Origin of the sequence: Streptomyces sp. NPDC056600 (genome assembly GCF_042792855.1) — a bacterium.
Classification (GTDB): Bacteria; Actinomycetota; Actinomycetes; order Streptomycetales; family Streptomycetaceae; genus Streptomyces.
In genome coordinates, this window is the sequence record NZ_JBHTVQ010000009.1 from 1 (window position 1) to 20,216 (window position 20,216).

16 protein-coding genes are annotated in these 20,216 nt (G+C 71.6%); 5 read left to right on the forward strand and 11 right to left on the reverse strand.

The features are described from left to right. Nucleotides 1-60 precede the first annotated feature (60 nt). Entirely contained in the window at nt 61-1,023 is a 963-nt protein-coding gene (locus ACFRAV_RS07125; protein ID WP_351118228.1) for a heme o synthase, read from the reverse strand. A gap of 538 nt (nt 1,024-1,561) precedes the next feature. Between ACFRAV_RS07125 and tkt the strand changes: the two genes are divergently transcribed. Genes tkt through pgl form a run of 5 tightly spaced genes read left to right on the forward strand, consistent with a single transcriptional unit; the run spans nt 1,562 to nt 8,208 of the window. Beyond that, complete coding sequence (gene tkt / locus ACFRAV_RS07130; RefSeq protein WP_382552337.1) at nt 1,562-3,649, forward strand: transketolase; 2,088 nt, start codon at nt 1,562-1,564, stop codon at nt 3,647-3,649. 34 nt (nt 3,650-3,683) lie between these two features. Next, complete coding sequence (gene tal / locus ACFRAV_RS07135; RefSeq protein WP_382552338.1) at nt 3,684-4,802, forward strand: transaldolase; 1,119 nt, start codon at nt 3,684-3,686, stop codon at nt 4,800-4,802. A 3-nt stretch (nt 4,803-4,805) separates the two neighbouring features. After that, the gene (zwf, locus tag ACFRAV_RS07140; protein ID WP_382552340.1) at nt 4,806-6,344 is read left to right on the forward strand and encodes a glucose-6-phosphate dehydrogenase; all 1,539 of its coding nucleotides are present in this window, start codon (nt 4,806-4,808) and stop codon (nt 6,342-6,344) included. Beyond that, the gene (gene opcA / locus ACFRAV_RS07145) at nt 6,341-7,456 is read left to right on the forward strand and encodes a glucose-6-phosphate dehydrogenase assembly protein OpcA (protein ID WP_382552341.1); all 1,116 of its coding nucleotides are present in this window, start codon (nt 6,341-6,343) and stop codon (nt 7,454-7,456) included. Before zwf ends, opcA begins: the two co-directional genes overlap by 4 nt. Further along, on the forward strand, nt 7,453-8,208 hold the full coding sequence (gene pgl / locus ACFRAV_RS07150) for a 6-phosphogluconolactonase (protein WP_382552343.1): 756 nt from the start codon (nt 7,453-7,455) through the stop codon (nt 8,206-8,208). Before opcA ends, pgl begins: the two co-directional genes overlap by 4 nt. Before the next feature lie 336 nt (nt 8,209-8,544). On the opposite strand, the gene pgi is transcribed toward pgl, so the two are convergent. From pgi to uvrC, 10 genes are all read right to left on the reverse strand, one after another. Next, nucleotides 8,545-10,197, reverse strand: a complete 1,653-nt coding sequence (gene pgi / locus ACFRAV_RS07155; protein ID WP_382552344.1) for a glucose-6-phosphate isomerase — start codon at nt 10,195-10,197, stop codon at nt 8,545-8,547. A 218-nt stretch (nt 10,198-10,415) separates the two neighbouring features. Further along, nucleotides 10,416-10,751 (reverse strand): RNA polymerase-binding protein RbpA, encoded by a 336-nt coding sequence (locus ACFRAV_RS07160; protein ID WP_128377828.1) that lies wholly within the window; start codon nt 10,749-10,751, stop codon nt 10,416-10,418. 269 nt (nt 10,752-11,020) lie between these two features. After that, nucleotides 11,021-11,260: a preprotein translocase subunit SecG gene (gene secG, locus ACFRAV_RS07165; RefSeq protein WP_351118229.1), complete on the reverse strand. Its 240-nt coding sequence runs from the start codon at nt 11,258-11,260 to the stop codon at nt 11,021-11,023. Between the two features lie 178 nt (nt 11,261-11,438). Beyond that, entirely contained in the window at nt 11,439-12,215 is a 777-nt protein-coding gene (gene tpiA / locus ACFRAV_RS07170) for a triose-phosphate isomerase (RefSeq protein ID WP_382552346.1), read from the reverse strand. Nucleotides 12,216-12,219: 4 nt separating this feature from the next. After that, nucleotides 12,220-13,431: a phosphoglycerate kinase gene (locus ACFRAV_RS07175; RefSeq protein ID WP_382552348.1), complete on the reverse strand. Its 1,212-nt coding sequence runs from the start codon at nt 13,429-13,431 to the stop codon at nt 12,220-12,222. A gap of 132 nt (nt 13,432-13,563) precedes the next feature. After that, a complete protein-coding gene (gap, locus tag ACFRAV_RS07180; protein WP_351118218.1) occupies nt 13,564-14,571 on the reverse strand; it encodes a type I glyceraldehyde-3-phosphate dehydrogenase in 1,008 nt (335 codons plus the stop codon). 249 nt (nt 14,572-14,820) lie between these two features. Further along, the gene (gene whiA / locus ACFRAV_RS07185; RefSeq protein ID WP_351118219.1) at nt 14,821-15,810 is read right to left on the reverse strand and encodes a DNA-binding protein WhiA; all 990 of its coding nucleotides are present in this window, start codon (nt 15,808-15,810) and stop codon (nt 14,821-14,823) included. Continuing rightward, nucleotides 15,801-16,889 (reverse strand): uridine diphosphate-N-acetylglucosamine-binding protein YvcK, encoded by a 1,089-nt coding sequence (yvcK, locus tag ACFRAV_RS07190; protein WP_351118220.1) that lies wholly within the window; start codon nt 16,887-16,889, stop codon nt 15,801-15,803. The genes whiA and yvcK overlap by 10 nt, the downstream gene beginning before the upstream one ends. Beyond that, the gene (rapZ, locus tag ACFRAV_RS07195) at nt 16,886-17,842 is read right to left on the reverse strand and encodes an RNase adapter RapZ (RefSeq protein WP_382552352.1); all 957 of its coding nucleotides are present in this window, start codon (nt 17,840-17,842) and stop codon (nt 16,886-16,888) included. The genes yvcK and rapZ overlap by 4 nt, the downstream gene beginning before the upstream one ends. Beyond that, nucleotides 17,839-20,193 (reverse strand): excinuclease ABC subunit UvrC, encoded by a 2,355-nt coding sequence (uvrC, locus tag ACFRAV_RS07200; protein ID WP_382552354.1) that lies wholly within the window; start codon nt 20,191-20,193, stop codon nt 17,839-17,841. The genes rapZ and uvrC overlap by 4 nt, the downstream gene beginning before the upstream one ends. Between the last annotated feature and the right edge of the window lie 23 nt (nt 20,194-20,216).

Consider the following 20,216-nt stretch of genomic DNA (forward strand, 5'->3'; position numbering starts at 1 on the left):
GCGGGTGGCGTTGGCCACCCGCCCCTCGCGTCGGGGCGGAGCGTTGCGGAGCGGACCGCGTCAGCGCAGGAAGGGGTCGACGGCGACGGCGACGAAGAGCACCGAGACATAGGTGATCGACCAGTGGAACAGCCGCATCTCCTTGAGCTTCCCGCCGGTGACCTCCGCCTTGGCGCGGCCCTGGAGCGCGTGGGCCTCCCACAGCCACCAGCCGCCCGCGGCCAGCGCGACCGCGGTGTAGAACCAGCCGGTGTAGCCCAGCGGCGTCAGCAGCAGCGACACCGCGACCATGACCCAGCTGTAGACCACGATCTGCCGGGCGACGACCTTGTTGGAGGCCAGCACCGGCAGCATCGGCACGCCCGCCCGCGCGTAGTCGTCCTTGACCTTCATCGACAGCGGCCAGTAGTGCGGCGGCGTCCAGAAGAAGATGACGAGGAAGAGGACGACCGGCGCCCAGGAGAGGGAGTCGGTGACCGCGGACCAGCCGATCAGCACCGGCATGCAGCCGGCGATGCCGCCCCAGACGATGTTCTGTGCGGTGCGGCGCTTGAGGATCATCGTGTAGACGACGACGTAGAAGAAGAGCGCGCCCAGCGAGAGCCAGGCGGACAGCCAGTTGACCGTGAGCCCGAACAGCAGGGTGGAGACCGCGGCCAGGGTGAGGCCGAAGGCGAGGCACTCGCGCGGGCTCACCATGCCGGTGACCAGCGGACGCTGCGAGGTGCGGTCCATGAGCGCGTCGATGTCGCGGTCGTACCACATGTTCAGCGCGTTGGCGCCGCCGGCGGAGAGGTACCCGCCGAGGCAGGTCAGCAGCACGAGCGAGAGGTCGGGAACACCCTGCTCGGCCAGGAACATCACCGGAACGGTGGTGATGAGCAGCAGCTCGATGATCCGCGGCTTGGTGAGCGCCACGAAGGCCATGACCCGGGCCCGGACCGGCCGGCGGTTGGGCCTCGGGCTGCTCGTGCTCGCCCCGGACACCGCCGCTGGACGGGATTCAACGGCCGTCACGCACACCCCTGACAGAGACATCCCAGCGAGCCCTCGCCGAATCGGACCTGTCGGAAAGGTCCGGCGAAGGCTCGCGCGTACCACGCCACTCTAGACGTTGCCCAGACCCCACGATTCGCGGGGGTGCTGTCGTGTTGGGCGCACCGGCCGGGGAACCCGGCGGGGGAGGCTTCCGCGCCCCGCGGCAGGCCTCGTGTCCGGACCGGCGGCGGGCCGCCGCGACGGACCGCTCGACCGGCACGGCGAGGGACCCGGCGACGGGCACGACGAGGGACCCGGCGAAGGCCTCGCCGAGGACCCGCGAAGGCCCTCGCGAGGGCCCCGTCGTTCGCCCATGTGAGCGGCTTCGTTCGCAGAAGAAATGCCCATGTGAGCGGGTGTGAACGCAGAAGAATCGGGGCTGTGGCCACACTCTGGTCACAGGGGAGAAGGCCGTGTTTGCACGGGATAGGCTCGACCCGCCGGCGGCTCGGAACCCGTCGGTGGGACCGGTGGGCGCACACCTCACCGGCATTAGACATGTGGAGAGGAGCCCTGACCCAGGGTGAGCAACAAGCCGACCACCACAGCCCTCGAGTGGACAGAGCTGGACCGGCGCGCGGTGGACACCGCGCGCATCCTGGCCGCCGACGCCGTACAGAAGGTCGGCAACGGCCATCCCGGTACGGCCATGAGCCTCGCGCCGGCGGCGTACACGCTGTTCCAGAAGGTCATGCGCCACGACCCCACCGACGCCGACTGGGTGGGCCGTGACCGCTTCGTCCTCTCGGCGGGGCACTCGTCCCTGACCCTCTACACCCAGCTCTACCTGGCCGGCTTCGGCCTGGAGCTGGACGACCTGAAGGCCTTCCGCACCTGGGGCTCCAAGACCCCCGGTCACCCGGAGTACGGCCACACCACCGGCGTGGAGACCACCACCGGCCCGCTGGGCCAGGGCGTGGCGAACGCGGTCGGCATGGCGATGGCCTCCCGCTACGAGCGCGGCCTGTTCGACCCCGAGGCGGCGCCGGGCGAGTCGCCCTTCGACCACTTCGTCTTCTGCGTCGCCGGCGACGGCTGCCTCCAGGAGGGCATCGCCGCCGAGGCCTCCTCCATGGCGGGCCACCAGAAGCTGGGCAACCTGGTCCTGCTGTGGGACGACAACCACATCTCGATCGAGGGCGACACGGAGACCGCGGTCTCCGAGGACGTCTGCAAGCGGTACGAGGCCTACGGCTGGCACGTCCAGCGGGTCGAGCCGCAGGAGAACGGCGACCTGGACCCGGCCGCGATCTACGAGGCCGTCCAGGCCGCGAAGGCCGTGACCGACCGGCCGTCCTTCATCGCGATGCGCTCCATCATCGCCTGGCCCGCCCCGAACGCGCAGAACACCGAGGCCGCGCACGGCTCGGCGCTCGGCGACGACGAGGTCGCGGCGACCAAGCGCGTGCTGGGCTTCGACCCGGAGCAGTCCTTCGAGGTCTCCGACGAGGTCATCGGCCACACCCGCAAGGCCGTGGACCGCGGCCGGGACGCCCGCGCGGAGTGGGACAAGCAGTTCCAGGCGTGGCGCGCGGCCAACCCGGAGCGGGCCGCCGAGTTCGACCGCATCGCCGCGGGCGAGCTGCCGGCCGGCTGGGAGGAGAAGCTCCCGGTCTTCGAGGCGGGCACCTCGGTGGCCACCCGTGCCGCCTCGGGCAAGGTGCTGCAGGCGCTCGGCTCGGTCGTGCCGGAGCTGTGGGGCGGCTCGGCCGACCTCGCCGGCTCCAACAACACCACGATCGACAAGACGAGCTCCTTCCTCCCGAAGGGCAACCCGCTGCCGGAGGCCGACCCGTACGGCCGCACCATCCACTTCGGCATCCGCGAGCACTCCATGGGCGCCGAGATGAACGGCATCGCCCTGCACGGCAACACGCGCGTCTACGGCGGCACCTTCCTGGTGTTCTCCGACTACATGCGCAACGCCGTCCGCCTGTCCGCGCTGATGCACCTGCCGGTGACCTTCGTGTGGACGCACGACTCGATCGGTCTCGGCGAGGACGGCCCGACCCACCAGCCGGTGGAGCACCTGGCCTCGCTGCGCGCCATCCCGGGCCTGAACATCGTCCGTCCGGCCGACGCCAACGAGACGGCGCTCGCCTGGCGCGAGATCCAGCGCCGCTGGACCAAGGAGTTCGGCAAGGGCGCCCCGCACGGTCTGGCGCTCACCCGCCAGGGCGTGCCGGTCTACGAGGCGAACGAGGACACCGCCCGCGGCGGCTACGTGCTGAAGGACGCCGAGGGTGGCGAGCCCCAGGTCGTCCTGATCGCCACCGGCTCCGAGGTGCACCTGGCCGTCGAGGCCCGCGAGCAGCTGCAGGCGGAGGGCGTCCCGACCCGGGTCGTCTCCATGCCGTCCGTGGAGTGGTTCGACGAGCAGGACCAGGCGTACCGGGACAGCGTGCTGCCCCCGTCCGTGAAGGCGCGGGTCGCGGTCGAGGCCGGTGTCGGTCTGACCTGGCACCGCTTCGTGGGCGACGCCGGCCGGATCGTCTCGCTGGAGCACTTCGGCGCCTCCGCCGACGCGAAGGTGCTGTTCCGCGAGTACGGCTTCACGGCCGAGAACATCGCCGCCCAGGCCCGGGAATCCCTCGCCGCCGCCCAGCGCTGACGCTGGTACCGATCAAGTAGGAGATGCAAAACTCATGACAGACGCACTCAAGCGCCTCTCCGACGAGGGTGTGGCGATCTGGCTGGACGACCTGTCCCGCAAGCTGATCTCCTCCGGGGCCCTGCAGGAGCTGATCGACGACCAGCACGTGGTCGGTGTCACCACCAACCCGTCGATCTTCCAGAAGGCGATCTCCGAGGGTGACGGCTACGACACCCAGCTCACCGACCTCGCCGCCCGCAAGGTGACGGTCGAGGAGGCGATCCGGATGATCACGACGGCGGACGTCCGCGACGCCGCCGACGTGCTGCGCCCGGTCTTCGACGCCACCGACGGCCGTGACGGCCGGGTGTCGATCGAGGTCGACCCCCGTCTGGCGCACGACGAGCGGGCCACGGTCGCCGAGGCCAAGCAGCTGGCCTGGCTGGTGGACCGCCCGAACACGCTGATCAAGATCCCGGCGACCCTGGCGGGCCTGCCCGCGATCACCGACGTCATCGGTCTGGGCATCAGCGTCAACGTCACGCTGATCTTCTCCCTCGAGCGCTACCGCCAGGTGATGGACGCCTACCTGGCCGGTCTGGAGAAGGCCAAGGAGCGCGGCCTGGACCTGTCGAAGATCCACTCCGTGGCCTCCTTCTTCGTCTCCCGGGTCGACACCGAGATCGACAAGCGGATCGACGCCCTGGGCACCGACGACGCCAAGGCGGCGCGCGGCAAGGCCGCCCTCGCCAACGCCCGTCTCGCCTACCAGGCGTACGAGGAGGTCTTCTCCTCCGAGCGCTGGAACGCCCTGGAGCGCGCCGGCGCCAACCGCCAGCGCCCGCTGTGGGCCTCCACCGGCGTCAAGGACAAGGCGTACAAGGACACCCTGTACGTCGACGACCTGGTCGCGCCGAACACGGTGAACACCATGCCGGGCGGCACCCTCGAGGCCGTGGGCGACCACGGTCAGATCACCGGCGACACGGTCACCGGCACCTACGAGCAGGCTCGTGCCGACCTGGACGCCGTCGAGGCCCTGGGCATCTCGTACGACGAGGTCGTCGAGCTGCTGGAGAAGGAAGGCGTCGAGAAGTTCGAGGCCGCCTGGAACGACCTGCTGGACTCGACCAAGGCCGAGCTCGAGCGGCTCGCCCCCTCGGAGGCCTAGACCTTGTCACCCTCTCCTGTCACCGGAGCGAACCCGCTCCGTGACGCCCTGGACCGACGGCTCCCGCGTATCGCGGGGCCGTCGGGCCTGGTGATCTTCGGCGTCACGGGCGACCTGTCCCGCAAGAAGCTGATGCCGGCGGTGTACGACCTCGCGAACCGTGGTCTGCTGCCGCCGGGTTTCTCCCTGGTGGGCTTCGCCCGCCGTGAGTGGGCGGACGAGGACTTCGCCCAGGTGGTCCACGACGCCGTCAAGGAGCACTCCCGCACGCCGTTCCGCGAGGAGGTCTGGCAGCAGCTGGCCCAGGGCATGCGGTTCGTCCAGGGCTCCTTCGACGACGACGCGTCCTTCGAGTCGCTGCGCGACACCATCGACGAGCTGAACCGCGCCCAGGGCACCGGCGGAAACTTCGCCTTCTACCTGTCCGTCCCGCCCGGCTCCTTCCCGGTGGTCATCCAGCAGCTGAAGAAGCACGGCCTGGCCGACCAGACGGACGGCGCCTGGCGCCGCGCGGTGATCGAGAAGCCGTTCGGCCACGACCTGAAGTCGGCCGAGGAGCTCAACTCCCTGGTCCACGAGGTGTTCCAGCCGGAGCAGGTCTTCCGGATCGACCACTACCTCGGCAAGGAGACCGTCCAGAACATCCTGGCGCTCCGCTTCGCCAACCAGATGTTCGAGCCGCTGTGGAACCGGTCCTACGTGGACCACGTGCAGATCACCATGGCCGAGGACATCGGCATCGGCGGCAGGGCCGGTTACTACGACGGCATCGGCGCGGCCCGTGACGTCATCCAGAACCACCTGCTGCAGCTGCTCGCCCTGACCGCGATGGAGGAGCCCGCCTCCTTCGACGCGGACGCCCTGGCCGCCGAGAAGACCAAGGTCCTCGGCGCGGTGCGGCTCCCCTCCGACCTGGGCGCCTCCACGGTGCGCGCCCAGTACACGGCGGGCTGGCAGGGCGGCGCGAAGGCCGTCGGCTACCTGGAGGAGGAGGGCATCGACCAGTCCTCCCGGACCGACACCTACGCGGCGATCAAGCTGGAGATCGACAACCGCCGCTGGGCGGGCGTCCCCTTCTACCTGCGTGCCGGCAAGCGGCTGGGCCGCCGGGTCACCGAGATCGCGGTGGTCTTCCAGCGCGCCCCGCACTCCCCGTTCGGCCACACGGCCACCGAGGAGCTCGGGCAGAACGCCATGGTGATCCGGGTGCAGCCCGACGAGGGCATGACGGTCCGGTTCGGCTCCAAGGTACCGGGCACCTCGATGGAGATCCGGGACGTCTCGATGGACTTCGCCTACGGCGAGTCGTTCACCGAGTCCAGCCCCGAGGCCTACGAGCGGCTCATCCTCGACGTCCTGCTGGGCGACGCCAACCTCTTCCCCCGCACGGAGGAGGTGGAGCTCTCCTGGAAGATCCTCGACCCGATCGAGCAGTTCTGGGACGCCGAGGGATCCCCCGCCCAATATCCGGCCGGAACCTGGGGACCCGCAGAAGCGGACGAGATGCTCGCACGAGACGGACGGAGCTGGCGCCGGCCATGAAGATCGACCTCACCGACACCACGGCCAGCAAGATCAACAAGGCGCTGGTCCAGGGCCGCCGCGCACTGGGCGCCCCTGCCGTCGGCATGGTGCTCACCCTGGTCGTCGTCACCGACGAGGAGAACGCCTACGACGCCATGAAGGCGGCGTCGGAGGCCTCGCACGAGCACCCCGCGCGGCTGATCGTGGTCATCAAGCGGCACGCCCGCTCCCCGCGCGACCGCACCCAGTCCCGCCTCGACGCCGAGGTGCGGGTGGGCGCGGACGCCGGGGCCGGCGAGACGGTGGTGCTGCGGCTCTACGGCGAGGTGGTCAACCACGCCCAGTCCGTGGTGCTGCCGCTGCTGCTGCCGGACGCCCCCGTGGTGGTCTGGTGGCCGGTGAACGCGCCGCTGGACCCGGCGAAGGACCCGCTGGGCGCACTGGCCCAGCGCCGGGTGACGGACACCTACGCGGCGGAGGACCCGGTCGGCGAGCTGCGCGCGCTGTCCGACGCCTACACCCCCGGCGACACCGACCTGTCGTGGACCCGGATCACCCCGTGGCGGTCGATGCTGGCCGCCGCGCTCGACCAGGTCTCCTGCCAGGTCAAGGCCGTCGAGGTCGAGGGCGAGGAGTTCAACCCGAGCTGCGAGCTGCTGGCGATGTGGCTGGCCGAACGTCTCGACGTGCCGGTGCGCCGCCTGCGTTCCGCCGGGCCCGGGCTGACCGGCGTCCGGATGGACACCAGCTGCGGCCGGATCACCCTGGACCGCGCCGACGGCACCCTGGCCACCCTCGGCATCGAGGGCCAGCCGGACCGCCAGGTGGCGCTCAAGCGGCGCGAGACCTCGGAGCTGATCGCCGAGGAACTGCGGCGGCTGGACCCCGACGAGACGTACGCCGCCACTCTGCAGTACGGGGTGGACCGGCTCTACGCCGGGGCGGACGCCGCCGAGGTCTTCGGCGGGAAGGGCGCGGAGGGCGTCCCGGCGGAGGGCGTCCCGGCGCAGAACGCCTCCGGGGACGGCGACGCCGAGGCGGTGTCGGTGCCCGAGGAGGACGTCGTGAAGGGTCCCGCCAAGCGGACCGCCAAGCGCGGTCCCGCCGTGAAGCGGGCGGCGGCCAAGTGAGCGGGGGCGAGGCGCGGCTGCTGGTCCACCGCGACAAGGACCTGATGGCGCGGGCCGCCGCGGCGCGGTTCATCACCGCCGTGGTCGACGCCCAGGCCGAACGGGGGCACGCCTCGGTGGTGCTGACCGGCGGCCGCAACGGCAACGGGCTGCTGGCCGCGCTGGCCGCGTCGCCGGCGCGGGACGCCGTGGACTGGGCCCGCCTGGACCTGTGGTGGGGCGACGAGCGGTACCTGCCGGCCGGGGACCCGGAGCGCAACGTCACGCAGGCCCGTGAGGCGCTGCTGGACGCGGTTCCGGTGGACCCGGCGCGGGTGCACGCGATGCCGGCCTCCGACGGTCCGCACGGCGACGACGTCGAGGCCGCGGCCGCCGCCTACGCGCAGGAACTGGCGCTGGCCGCCGGGGACGGCGCGGCGGTGCCGGAGTTCGACGTGCTGATGCTGGGCGTCGGGCCCGACACCCATGTCGCCTCCCTCTTCCCGGGGCTGCCCGGGGTGCGGGAGGCCGAGCGCACGGTGGTCGCCGTGCGGGAGGCGCCGAAGCCGCCGCCGGTGCGGGTGTCGCTCACGCTGCCGGCGATCCGGGCGGCGCGTCAGGTGTGGCTGCTCGCGGCCGGCGAGGACAAGGCGGAGGCCGCGTCCACGGTTCTGCGCGGCGGGGTCGACCCTGCCGAAGCGCCCGCGGCGGGCGTGCACGGGAGTGAGGCCACGGTGTGGCTCCTCGACGCGGCGGCCGCGTCCAAGCTGTAGCCCTGGCCGAAGCCCCCGGTACCGTTTCTCGGCACCGGGGGCTTCGCTGTGCCCGCGCCCCGCTGCGGACCGGGTCACGTGCGTCCGCACCGCCTGCGCCCGCCCTCCCCCAAGCTCTCGGCTTCGCTCGAGCAGGGGGTACCCCCATCGCCCCCTGGGCGGCCCAGCCGCCCGCAGGGGGGCGAGGCTCCTGCGGCGAGGCCGGTTCACCCTGCGGGAATCGTGCCGCTGGGCGATGGGCGAGGGTGGGCGCAGGCCCCCGCGTACGCGCGGGACGGTTCACTGCGTGGAGTCAGGCAGGTCCCGCGCAGCGGAACCGGCGGTGTGAGGCGCGGGTCAGCGGCCGCGCAGCTCGCGGTACGTGGCGACCAGCGCCTTGGTGGAGCCGTCCAGCCCCGGCACGTCCGCCCCCTCCGTGAGCGCCGGCTCCACCCGCTTGGCGAGGACCTTGCCCAGCTCGACGCCCCACTGGTCGAAGGAGTCGATGTCCCACACCGCGCCCTGGACGAACACCTTGTGCTCGTAGAGCGCGACCAACTGCCCCAGCACGGACGGCGTGAGCGACTCCGCCAGGATCGTGGTCGTCGGGTGGTCGCCCAGGAACACGCGGTGCGGCACCAGTTCCTCGGCGACGCCCTCCGCCCGGACCTCCTCCGGCGTCTTGCCGAAGGCCAGCGCCTGCGTCTGCGCGAAGAAGTTCGCCATCAACAGGTCGTGCTGCGCCTCGAGTTCGGGGCTGAGCCCTTCCACCGGGCGGGCGAAGCCGATGAAGTCGGCGGGGATCAGCTTGGTGCCCTGGTGGATCAACTGGTAGTACGCATGCTGCCCGTTGGTGCCGGGCGTGCCCCAGACCACCGGCCCGGTCTGCCACTCCACCGGACGCCCGTCGCGGGCCACGTACTTGCCGTTGGACTCCATGTCCAGCTGCTGCAGGTAGGCCGTGAACTTCGACAGGTAGTGGCTGTAGGGCAGGACCGCGTGCGACTGGGCGTCGTGGAAGTTGTTGTACCAGATGCCCAGCAGGCCGAGCAGCAGCGGCGCGTTCTCCTCCGGCGGGGCGGTGCGGAAGTGCTCGTCGACCAGGTGGAAGCCCTCGAGCATCTCGCGGAAGCGGTCCGGGCCGATGGCGATCATCAGCGAGAGGCCGATCGCCGAGTCGTAGGAGTAGCGGCCGCCGACCCAGTCCCAGAACGCGAACATGTTCTCGGTGTCGATGCCGAACTCGGACACCTTGCCGGCGTTGGTGGACAGCGCCACGAAGTGCTTGGCCACCGCCTCCTGGCCGGCGCCGAGCCGCTCAAGCAGCCAGGTCCGCGCGGAGGTGGCGTTGGTGACCGTCTCGATGGTGGTGAAGGTCTTGGAGGCGACGATGAACAGCGTCTCCTCGGCGTCCAGGTCCTGCAGCGCCTCGTGCAGGTCGGCGCCGTCGACGTTGGAGACGAACCGGAAGGTGAGGGAGCGGTCGGTGTACGAGCGCAGCGCCTCGTAGGCCATCGCCGGGCCCAGGTCGGAGCCGCCGATGCCGATGTTCACCACGTTGCGGATGCGCCGGCCGGTGTGGCCGGTCCAGCCGCCGGAGCGGACCCGGTCGGCGAAGCCGGCCATCTTCTCCAGGACGGTGTGCACCTCCGGGACGACGTCGGCGCCGTCCACCTCGACGGAGGCGTCGCGGGGGGCGCGCAGCGCGGTGTGCAGGACCGCCCGCTCCTCGGTGATGTTGATCTTCTCGCCGCGGAACATGGCGTCCCGCAGCCCGAAGACGTCACGGGCGGCGGCGAGGTCGCGCAGCAGGCGCAGCGTCTCGTCGGTGATCAGGTGCTTGGAGTAGTCGATGTGCAGGTCGCCCACCCGCAGGGTGTACGCCGGCCCGCGGCCGGGCTCCGCGTCGAACAGTTCGCGCAGCCGCACCTCGCCGAGCGCCTCGCGGTGCTTGGCCAGAGCGTTCCACTCCGGCAGCCGGTTGAGCCTCGGACGGCTCTCTGCGTTCATCGACTCTGCCCTCTTTCGTGCCTGCAATGCCTGCAAGGTGTGCGGGCCGCGTACCCGTGCAGCGGCCTCTGCCAACCTAGTTGATCAGTCCCGACATGGCGCGTTTGTCCACAGGCCGAAATCACCGACGGCCGTGCCGGCGGACCGCCACTCCCGGGCCCGCGCGGGCACGACGCAACGGCCGGACGCCCGTTCGGCGTCCGGCCGTTGACGGCGGATCAGATCTCGCCGCGCAGCTTGGCCAGCGCCTCGGCGAGGATCGCCTCGCCGTCGGCGTCGCTGCGCCGCTCCCGCACGTAGGCGAGATGGGTCTTGTACGGCTCGGTGCGGGGCGGGTCCGGCGGGTTGTCCCGGTCCTGGCCCGCCGGGAAGCCGCAGCGCGGGCAGTCCCAGTTGTCGGGGACCTGCGCGTCACTCGCGAAACTCGGCTGGGTCTCGTGCCCGTTGGAGCACCAGAAGGAGACGCGCAGCCGCGGCGCGGACTCGCCGCGCTCGGCCTCGCCCATCGGCCCCGCCCCGACCCGACTTCCTCGGATCGCGTTGCCACTTGCCACGGTCGTAACTCCCTGCGTGATGGTGCCGCGAAGCTTCTCGGCGCAGCGCTTCGCCGCGAGCGCCCTCAGTAGGCCCGGTCAGTCTACGTAAGGCCCAACGCGCGTCCAGTGGCGGGAGTTGCGGGCCCCCGAACGGACGCAGGCCCCATGATAGGCGGCCTCCGGGGAGGCGCACCCGTCATAGGGCCTTGCGCGGGGAGTGGATCGGGATCGCGGGCCGCCGCCCTTCGCCTTTCGGCCGACGACGGTCGATCGGCGTCGGTTTCCGGTCAGCCGCCGACCGAGGGCGACTTCGTGATGATGGCGAGGACCACGATGCAGACGAACCACAGCAGGCCGACGACCACGGTGATGCGGTCCAGGTTGCGCTCGGCGACGGACGAACCGCCGACCGAGGACTGCATACCGCCACCGAACATGTCGGACAGGCCGCCGCCCTTGCCCTTGTGCATCAGCACCAGCAGCATCATCAGCAAGCTGAAGACGATCAGGGCGATCTGGAACCCCATAACCACGGCTGGACCAACTTCCTCGGAATCGGATGGACGACGCGCGGCCCGGCGCCCCTGACGACCTCGCCCGCCGCACGCGGCACGCTGGTCAGGACACCGGACCCCGCAAGGGTACGACGGATCCTCCCCGCCGCCTACTCGCTACCGGCGGGCATCACCCACCGGTCACGGTCGGTCACTGGTCGCGGAACCGGACGATCTTCACGAACTCGTCCACGTCCAGCGAGGCGCCGCCGATGAGCGCGCCGTCGATGTCCGGCTTGGACATGATCTCGGCGACGTTGCCGGACTTCACCGAGCCGCCGTACTGGATGCGGATCTTGTCGGCGACGTCCTGGGAGTACAGCTCGGCGAGCTTGACGCGGATCGCACCGCAGACCTCCTGGGCGTCGTCGGCGCCGCAGACCTGGCCGGTGCCGATGGCCCAGACCGGCTCGTAGGCGACCACGACGGTCTCGGCCTGCTCGGCCGGGACGTCCTTGAGGCCGCCCTCGACCTGCGCCAGCGTGTGCTCGACGTGGCGGCCGGCCTGGCGGACCTCGAGCTCCTCGCCCACGCACAGGATCGGCGTGAGCTCGTGCTTGAAGGCGGCCTTGACCTTGGCGTTGACGAGTCCGTCGGTCTCGGCGTGGTACTGGCGGCGCTCGGAGTGGCCGACGGCCACGAAGGAGCACTTCAGCTTGGCCAGCATCGCGCCGGAGATCTCGCCGGTGTAGGCGCCGGAGTCGTGCGCGGAGATGTCCTGGGCGCCGTACTTGACCTTGAGCTTGTCGCCGTCGACCAGCGTCTGCACGGACCGCAGGTCCGTGAACGGCGGCAGCACGGCGACCTCGACGGCCTCGTAGTCCTTCTCCGCCAGGGCGAAGGCGAGCTTCTGGACGTGGGCGATGGCCTCGAGGTGGTTGAGGTTCATCTTCCAGTTGCCCGCCATCAGCGGCGTACGGGTGGTCATCGGGTCAGTCCTCCAGTGCGGCGAGGCCGGGGAGCGTCTTGCCCTCGAGGTATTCGAGGGAGGCGCCGCCGCCGGTCGAGATGTGGCCGAAAGCGTTCTCGTCGAAGCCAAGCGTACGGACCGCGGCGGCGGAGTCTCCGCCGCCCACCACGGTGAAGCCCTTGGACTCGGTGAGGGCCTGCGCGACGGCGCGGGTGCCCTGGGCGAAGTCGGGGTGTTCGAAGACGCCCATGGGGCCGTTCCAGAACACGGTGGCGGCGTCGGCGAGCTTCTCGGCGTAGAGCTCGCCGCTGCGCGGGCCGATGTCCATGCCCGCCTGGTCGGCCGGCATGGCGTCGGCGTCGACGGTGTCGGGGTTCGCCGGGGCCTTGGTCTTGAGGTCCGGGAACTGCGGGGTGACGAGGGCGTCGACCGGCAGGACGATCTCCACGCCGCTCTTCTCGGCGCGCTCCATGTACTCGGTGACGGTGCCGAGCTGGTCCTCCTGCAGGAGGGAGGTGCCGACCTCGTAGCCCTTGGCCTTGAGGAAGGTGAAGGCCATGCCGCCGCCGATCAGGATGCGGTCGGCCTTGCCCAGCAGCCGGTCGATCACGGCGAGCTTGTCGGAGACCTTGGCGCCGCCGAGGACGACCGCGTAGGGGCGGGCGACGTCGTCGGTGAGCCGCTTGAGGACCTTGACCTCGGCGGCGATCAGGTAGCCGGCGTAGTGCGGCAGGCGGGCCGGCAGGTCGTACACCGACGCGTGCTTGCGGTGCACCGCGCCGAAGCCGTCGCCGACGTAGACGTCCGCGAGGGCGGCGAGGCTGTCGGCGAACGCGCCGCGCTCGGCGTCGTCCTTGGAGGTCTCGCCCGCGTTGAAGCGCAGGTTCTCGATCACGGCGACCTGCCCCGCCTCGAGCCCGTTCACGGTCTCCTGGGCGGAGGGGCCGACGGTGTCCTCGGCGAAGGCCACCGGGGCGCCGAGCAGTTCGCCCAGGCGGTCGGCGGCGGGGCGCAGGGTGAAGGCGGGGTCCGGGGCGCCCTTGGGGCGGCCCAGGTGCGAGGCGACGACCACCTTGGCGCCGGCCTCGGCGAGCGCCTTCACGGTCGGCAGGACGGCCCGGATGCGCCCGTCGTCGGTGATCCGGCCCTCCGCCAGCGGCACGTTGAGGTCGGCGCGGACGAACACGCGCCTGCCGTCCACTCCTTCGGCGAGCAGTTCGTCGATCGTCTTCATACAGGGACTCCTCGGTGACTGAGCTGAATCGACTGAGCTGATTCAGACATGGAGCAGGGCCCGGACGGCGCCTCGCTGCGCCGTCCAAGCCCTGTCTTCACATCGGTGGAACTGTACGTTGTGGCTCGAGGCTCAGAGCTGGTTGCCCACGAAGACCGTCAGGTCGACGAGGCGGTGGGAGTAGCCCCACTCGTTGTCGTACCAGCCGATGACCTTCACGGACTTGCCTTCCTGGACCATCGTCAGGGAGGAGTCGAAGGTGCAGGACGCCGGCTGGGACACGATGTCGGAGGAGACGATCGGGTCCTCGGTGTAGACCAGGATGCCCTTCAGGGGGCCCTCGGCGGCCTTCTGGAAGACCGCGTTGACCTCTTCCTTGGTGGTCTCGCGGGAGAGCTCCACGACCAGGTCGGTGACCGAGCCGGTGGGAACCGGGACGCGCATGGCCATGCCGTCCAGCTTGCCCTTGAGCTGCGGGAGGACCAGGGCGGTCGCCTTCGCCGCGCCCGTGGTCGTCGGAATGATGTTGACCGCCGCGGCCCGGGCCCGGCGCAGGTCCGAGTGCGGGAAGTCCAGGATGCGCTGGTCGTTGGTGTACGCGTGCACCGTCGTCATCAGGCCCTTGACGATGCCGAAGTTCTCGTCCAGGACCTTCGCCATCGGCGCCACACAGTTGGTGGTGCAGGAGGCGTTGGAGATGACGTGGTGGTTCTCCGGGTCGTACTGGTTCTCGTTGACGCCCATCACCACGGTGAGGTCCTCGCCCTTGGCGGGCGCGGAGATCAGCACCTTCTTGGCGCCGCCGGCGAGGTGCTGGGCCGCGGCCTCGCGCTTGGTGAAGATGCCGGTCGACTCGATGACGATGTCGACGCCGAGCTCGCCCCAGGGGATGTCCGCCGGGTTGCGCTCGGAGAGCACCTTGACGGTCTTGCCGCCGACGGTGATCGAGTCCTCGGTGTGGGTGACCTCCTCGGCCAGGCGGCCCAGGACGGTGTCGTACTTCAGCAGGTGTGCGGTGGTCGCGGTGTCACCAAGGTCGTTGACAGCCACGACTTCGACATCCGCACCCTGGTCGAGCAGAGCCCGGAAGTAGTTGCGACCGATGCGGCCGAAGCCGTTGATGCCTACGCGGATCGTCACGAACCCATCTCCTTGTTGTTGCCGGTACGGCAAAGCCGCCGCCCGGCGAGCTGCATGAGTTGTCCCCGACCGCCTCCGACCCTACCGCTCGTGGGGCCCGGAAGTGACATTGAGATGACCCATACCCGGCAGGCCCCTCCTTACCCGCCGGTAGCCGGACGGAACACGCTCTTCCGTGCACCCACGCGCACACATGACGACGGGGGCGCGGTCCGATTCCGCGCCCCCGTACAGCCCTTTGAATATGCGTCAACCGGCGAGGTTGTCCGCCAGTTCCTCGGACAGACCGGCCTCCGTGCCAGGGATTCCGAGGTCCGAGGCGCGCTTGTCCGCCATGGCGAGCAGGCGCCGGATCCGGCCGGCCACCGCGTCCTTGGTGAGCGGCGGGTCGGCGAGCGCGCCCAGCTCCTCCAGGGAGGCCTGCTTGTGGTCCATCCGCAGCCGCCCGGCCGCCGCGAGATGCTCGGGAACCTCGTCGCCCAGGATCTCCAGCGCGCGCTGCACGCGGGCGCCGGCGGCCACCGCGGCGCGGGCCGAGCGGCGCAGGTTGGCGTCGTCGAAGTTGGCCAGCCGGTTGGCCGTGGCCCGGACCTCGCGGCGCATCCGCCGCTCCTCCCAGGCGAGCACCGACTCGTGCGCCCCGAGCCGCGTCAACAGCGCGCCGATGGCGTCACCGTCACGGACGACGACGCGGTCCACGCCGCGCACCTCGCGCGCCTTGGCGGCGATGGACAGCCGCCGGGCCGCGCCGACCAGGGCGAGGGCCGCCTCGGGGCCGGGGCAGGTCACCTCCAGCGAGGAGGAGCGGCCGGGCTCGGTCAGCGAACCGTGGGCCAGGAAGGCCCCGCGCCAGGCGGCCTCGGCGTCGCAGGTGGCGCCGGAGACGACCTGCGGCGGCAGGCCGCGGATCGGGCGGCCGCGGCCGTCGACCAGGCCGGTCTGCCGCGCCAGCTGGTCACCGCCCGCGACCACCCGCACCACGAACCGGGAACCGCGGCGCAGGCCGCCGGGCGCCATGACGATCAGCTCGGAGCTGTGGCCGAAGATCTCCAGGATGTCGCGCTTGAGGCGCCGGGCCGCCATGGCGGTGTCCAGCTCGGCCTCGATCACGATCCGCCCGCTGACCAGGTGGAGGCCGCCGGCGAAGCGCAGCAGGGCGGAGACCTCCGCCTTTCTGCAGCACGTCCTGGTGACGGGAAGCCGTGAGATCTCGTCCTTCACAGCCGGCGTCATCGCCATGGGCCGATCCTTCCATGCATCCGAAAAATACGGTCGTACGCGGCTGCCAGCAGCTCCGGATCATGCCGGGGGGTTCCGTCGGTCCGGGCCACGGGGGCCAGCTCGACCGCCGCGCCGACCCGCTTGGCGGCCGCGGCGAGCGCTTCGCGGTCCGGTACGGCGGCCTCGTCGGCCAGCACCACGTCCAGGGCGAGTTTAGGGGCGTGTCGTGCCAAAACCTCCACATGACGCTGCGGGGAGAAGCCCTCGGTTTCTCCGGGCTGCGGCGCGAGGTTCAGCGAGAGCACCCTGCGCGCGCGGGTCCGGGTGAGCGCGTCGAGCAGTTCGGGCACCAGCAGGTGCGGCATCACGGAGGAGAACCAGGACCCTGGTCCGAGGACCACCCAGTCGGCGTCCAGCACCGCCTCGACGGCCTCCGGGACGGCCGGCGGGTCGTGCGGCACCAGGTGGACGGACTGCACCTCACCGGGGGTGAGGGCCACCGTGGCCTGGCCGCGGACGGTGTCCACGTCCTCCGGGCGGGCCGGGTCGTGGCCCTTCACCAGGGCCTGCAGCTCCAGCGGAACCGCGGACATCGGCAGCACCCGGCCGTCCGCGCCGAGCAGCCGGCCCACCAGGTCCAGCGCCTGCACGTGGTCGCCCAGCTGTTCCCACAGGGCCACGATCAGCAGGTTGCCGACGGCGTGGCCGTGCAGGTCGCCCTCGGTCTGGAAGCGGTGCTGGATGACGCGGGCCCAGGTCTGGCCCCAGTCGTCGTCGCCGCAGAGCGCGGCCAGCGCCTTGCGCAGGTCGCCGGGCGGCAGCACGCCCAGTTCCTGGCGCAGGCGGCCGCTGGAGCCGCCGTCGTCGGCGACGGTGACCACGGCGGTGAGGTCGCCGGTGATCCGGCGCAGTGCCGCCAGCGAGGCGGACAGGCCCATGCCGCCGCCCAGGGCGACGACCTTGGGCGGGGCGCCCCTGCGTCGGGGGCGGGCCCCCCGGGCCTCCGTGGCGGCGCGGCCGGCCGTCCTGCCCTCCTTGCGGAAGGCGGGGACGGCACTGCGCCGCAGGCTGGTCAGCCGCGGGGTGTGGCGTCTCATTCGCGTCCCATGTCCCGGTGGACGACCACCGTCTCGACACCGTCGGCGACCAGGCGCTTGGCGAGCTTCTCGGACATGGCGACCGAGCGGTGCTTGCCGCCGGTGCAGCCGACCGCGACGGTCACGTAGCGCTTGCCCTCGCGGCGGTAACCGGCCGCGATCATGTGCAGCAGCTCGGTGTACCGGTCGAGGAACTCCTTGGCGCCGGGCTGGGAGAAGACATAGCCGGCCACCTCCTCGTTGAGACCGGTGAACGGACGCAGCTCGGGCACCCAGTGCGGGTTCGGCAGGAAGCGCATGTCGACCACGAGGTCGGCGTCGACGGGCAGACCGTACTTGAAGCCGAACGACATGACGGTGGCCCGCAGCTCCGGCTCCTCCTCGCCGGCGAACTGGGCGTCCATCTTGGCGCGCAGCTGGTGCACGTTGAGGCCGGAGGTGTCGATCACCAGGTCGGCGTCGCCGCGCAGCTCGCGCAGGAGTTCGCGCTCGGCGGCGATGCCGTCGACGATGCGGCCGTCGCCCTGCAGCGGGTGCGGGCGGCGCACCGACTCGAAGCGGCGCACCAGCGCGTCGTCGGAGGACTCCAGGAACACGAAACGCCGCTTGACCTGGCGGGCGTCGAGCTCGGCGAGGGACTCGCGGAGGTTGTCGAAGAAGCGGCGGCCGCGGACGTCGACGACCACGGCGATGCGGGCGACGTTGCCCTGGCTGCGGGCGCCGAGCTCCACCATGGTGGGGATCAGGGCGGGCGGCAGGTTGTCGACGACGAACCAGCCGAGGTCCTCCAGGCACTTGGCCGCGGTGGAGCGGCCGGCCCCGGACATGCCGGAGATGATCACCAGTTCGGGGGTGGCCGTGTCGGCCGCCGCCGGGGTGCTCTCGGGTCCCGTCGTCACCTGTGCCGCTCCGTCGTCCGTACCGGCCGGTCGCCCCGGCTGTTGCTGCGTCATGCGTGCTGCCCCCGTCTCTCGTCCTTGCCGTCCGGCGACCCCTCGGGGCCACCGTCGCGCGCCTTCCCGGCCGCGTCCTCGCTCACGCCTTGATCACCGCCGACCGGGTGGTCACCACGGTCGTCGTCGTGCTTGTCGACGGGGTGGCCCGCCGGCGGTTCGTGCCGCGGGTCCGCACCGGCGGGCGCCGCCGGTTCGAGCCGCGGGGTTCCGCCGCCGGGCGCCGTCGGTTCGTGCTCCTGGGGTCCGCCGCCGGGCGCAGTCGGCTTGTGCTCCGGGGCCCTGCCGGCGGGCGCCGTCGGTTCGTGCTCCGGGAGTTGCGTCACCTCGGGCGCGGAGCGCGGCGCCGGGGTGGGGCGGGGCGCGGGCGGCGGCGGGGCGTCGTCCAGGATCTCACCGGTGGCCGTGTTGACGGCGGGACCGCCCGGCACCGCGGCGGCCAGCGCCGCGGCCACCGTCTCCGCCGTCTTGCGGCCTATCCCCGGCACCTCCTGGATCTGCTCGATCGTCGCGGCGCGCAGCCGCTTGACCGACCCGAAGTGCTTGAGCAGCGCCTGCTTGCGCGTCTCGCCGAGGCCCGTCACCGTGTCCAGCGGCCCGGACCGCAGGCGCTTGGCCCGCTTGCCGCGCTGATAGGTGATGGCGAACCGGTGCGCCTCGTCCCGCACCCGCTGCAGCAGGTACAGGCCCTCGCTGGAGCGCGGGAGGACCAGCGGGTCCTCCTCGTCGGGGAGCCACACCTCCTCCAGCCGCTTGGCGAGCCCGCAGACGGCCACGTCGTCGATGCCCAGCTCGTCCAGCGCCCGCCGCGCCGCCGCGACCTGCGGACGCCCGCCGTCGACCACCACCAGCTGCGGCGGGTACGCGAAGCGCCGCGGTCGGCCGTCCTCCTCGGCCACCGAGGCGGTGACCTCGCCGCCGACCGAGCCCTCGGCCCACTCGCCGGTGCGCTCCTTCTCGGCCAGGTAGCGCCGGAACCGGCGGAAGATCACCTCGTGCATGGAGCGGACGTCGTCCTGCCCCTCGAAGCCCTTGATCTCGAAGCGCCGGTACTCGCTCTTGCGCTGCAGGCCGTCCTCGAAGACGACCATGGACGCGACCACGTCCTCGCCCTGCAGGTGGGAGATGTCGTAGCACTCGATGCGCAGCGGCGCGCTCTCCAGTCCGAGCGCCTCGGCGATCTCCTCCAGGGCCCGGGAGCGGGTGGTCAGGTCGGAGGCGCGCTTGGTCTTGTGCAGCGCGAGCGCCTGCTGGGCGTTGCGCGTCACCGTCTCCATCAGCGCCTTCTTGTCGCCCCGCTGCGGAACCCGCAGCGAGGTGTGGGAGCCGCGGCGCTCGGCCAGCCAGTCCTGCACCGGCTCCAGCGGCTCGGGCAGGGCGGTGACCAGCACCTCCCGGGGGACGGCGTCACCGGCCTCCTCGCCGTACAGCTGCTGGAGGGCGTGCTCGACGAGGTCGCCGGTGGTGACGGCCTCCACCTTGTCGGTGACCCAGCCGCGCTGGCCGCGGATCCGGCCGCCACGGACGTGGAAGATCTGGACGGCGGCCTCCAGCTCGTCCTCGGCGACGGCCACCAGGTCGGCGTCGGTGGCGTCGGCGAGCACCACCGCGCTCTTCTCCATGGCCTTGCGCAGCGCGCCGATGTCGTCGCGCAGCCGGGCGGCGCGCTCGTACTCCATGTCCTCGGCGGCGATCGTCATCTGCTGTTCGAGGCGGCGGACGTAGGTGCCGGTGCGGCCGCCCATGAAGTCGCAGAACTCCTCGGCGAGGTCCCGGTGGTCCTCGGGGGAGATCCGGCCGACGCAGGGCGCCGAGCACTTGTCGATGTAGCCGAGCAGGCAGGGCCGCCCTGTGCGGGCGGCGTTCTTGTAGACGCCGGCGGAGCAGGTGCGGACCGGGAAGACGCGCAGCAGCAGGTCCACGGTGTCGCGGATCGCCCAGGCGTGGCCGTACGGGCCGAAGTAGCGCACGCCCTTCTTCTTGGCGCCGCGCATGACCTGGACGCGCGGGATCTCCTCGTTCATCGTCACCGCGAGGTAGGGGTAGCTCTTGTCGTCGCGGTACTTGACGTTGAAGCGGGGGTCGAACTCCTTGATCCAGGTGTACTCCAGCTGGAGCGCCTCGACCTCGGTGGAGACCACCGTCCATTCCACGGACGCGGCCGTGGTGACCATGGACCGGGTCCGGGGGTGCAGGTTGGCGAGGTCCTGGAAGTAGCTGGACAGCCGCTGGCGCAGACTCTTCGCCTTGCCGACGTAGATCACCCGGCGGTGCTCGTCGCGGAAGCGGTACACCCCGGGGGTGTCCGGAATCTCCCCCGGCCGGGGGCGGTAGCTGGAGGGGTCGGCCATGCCCCCAACCCTACTGGGGGGCA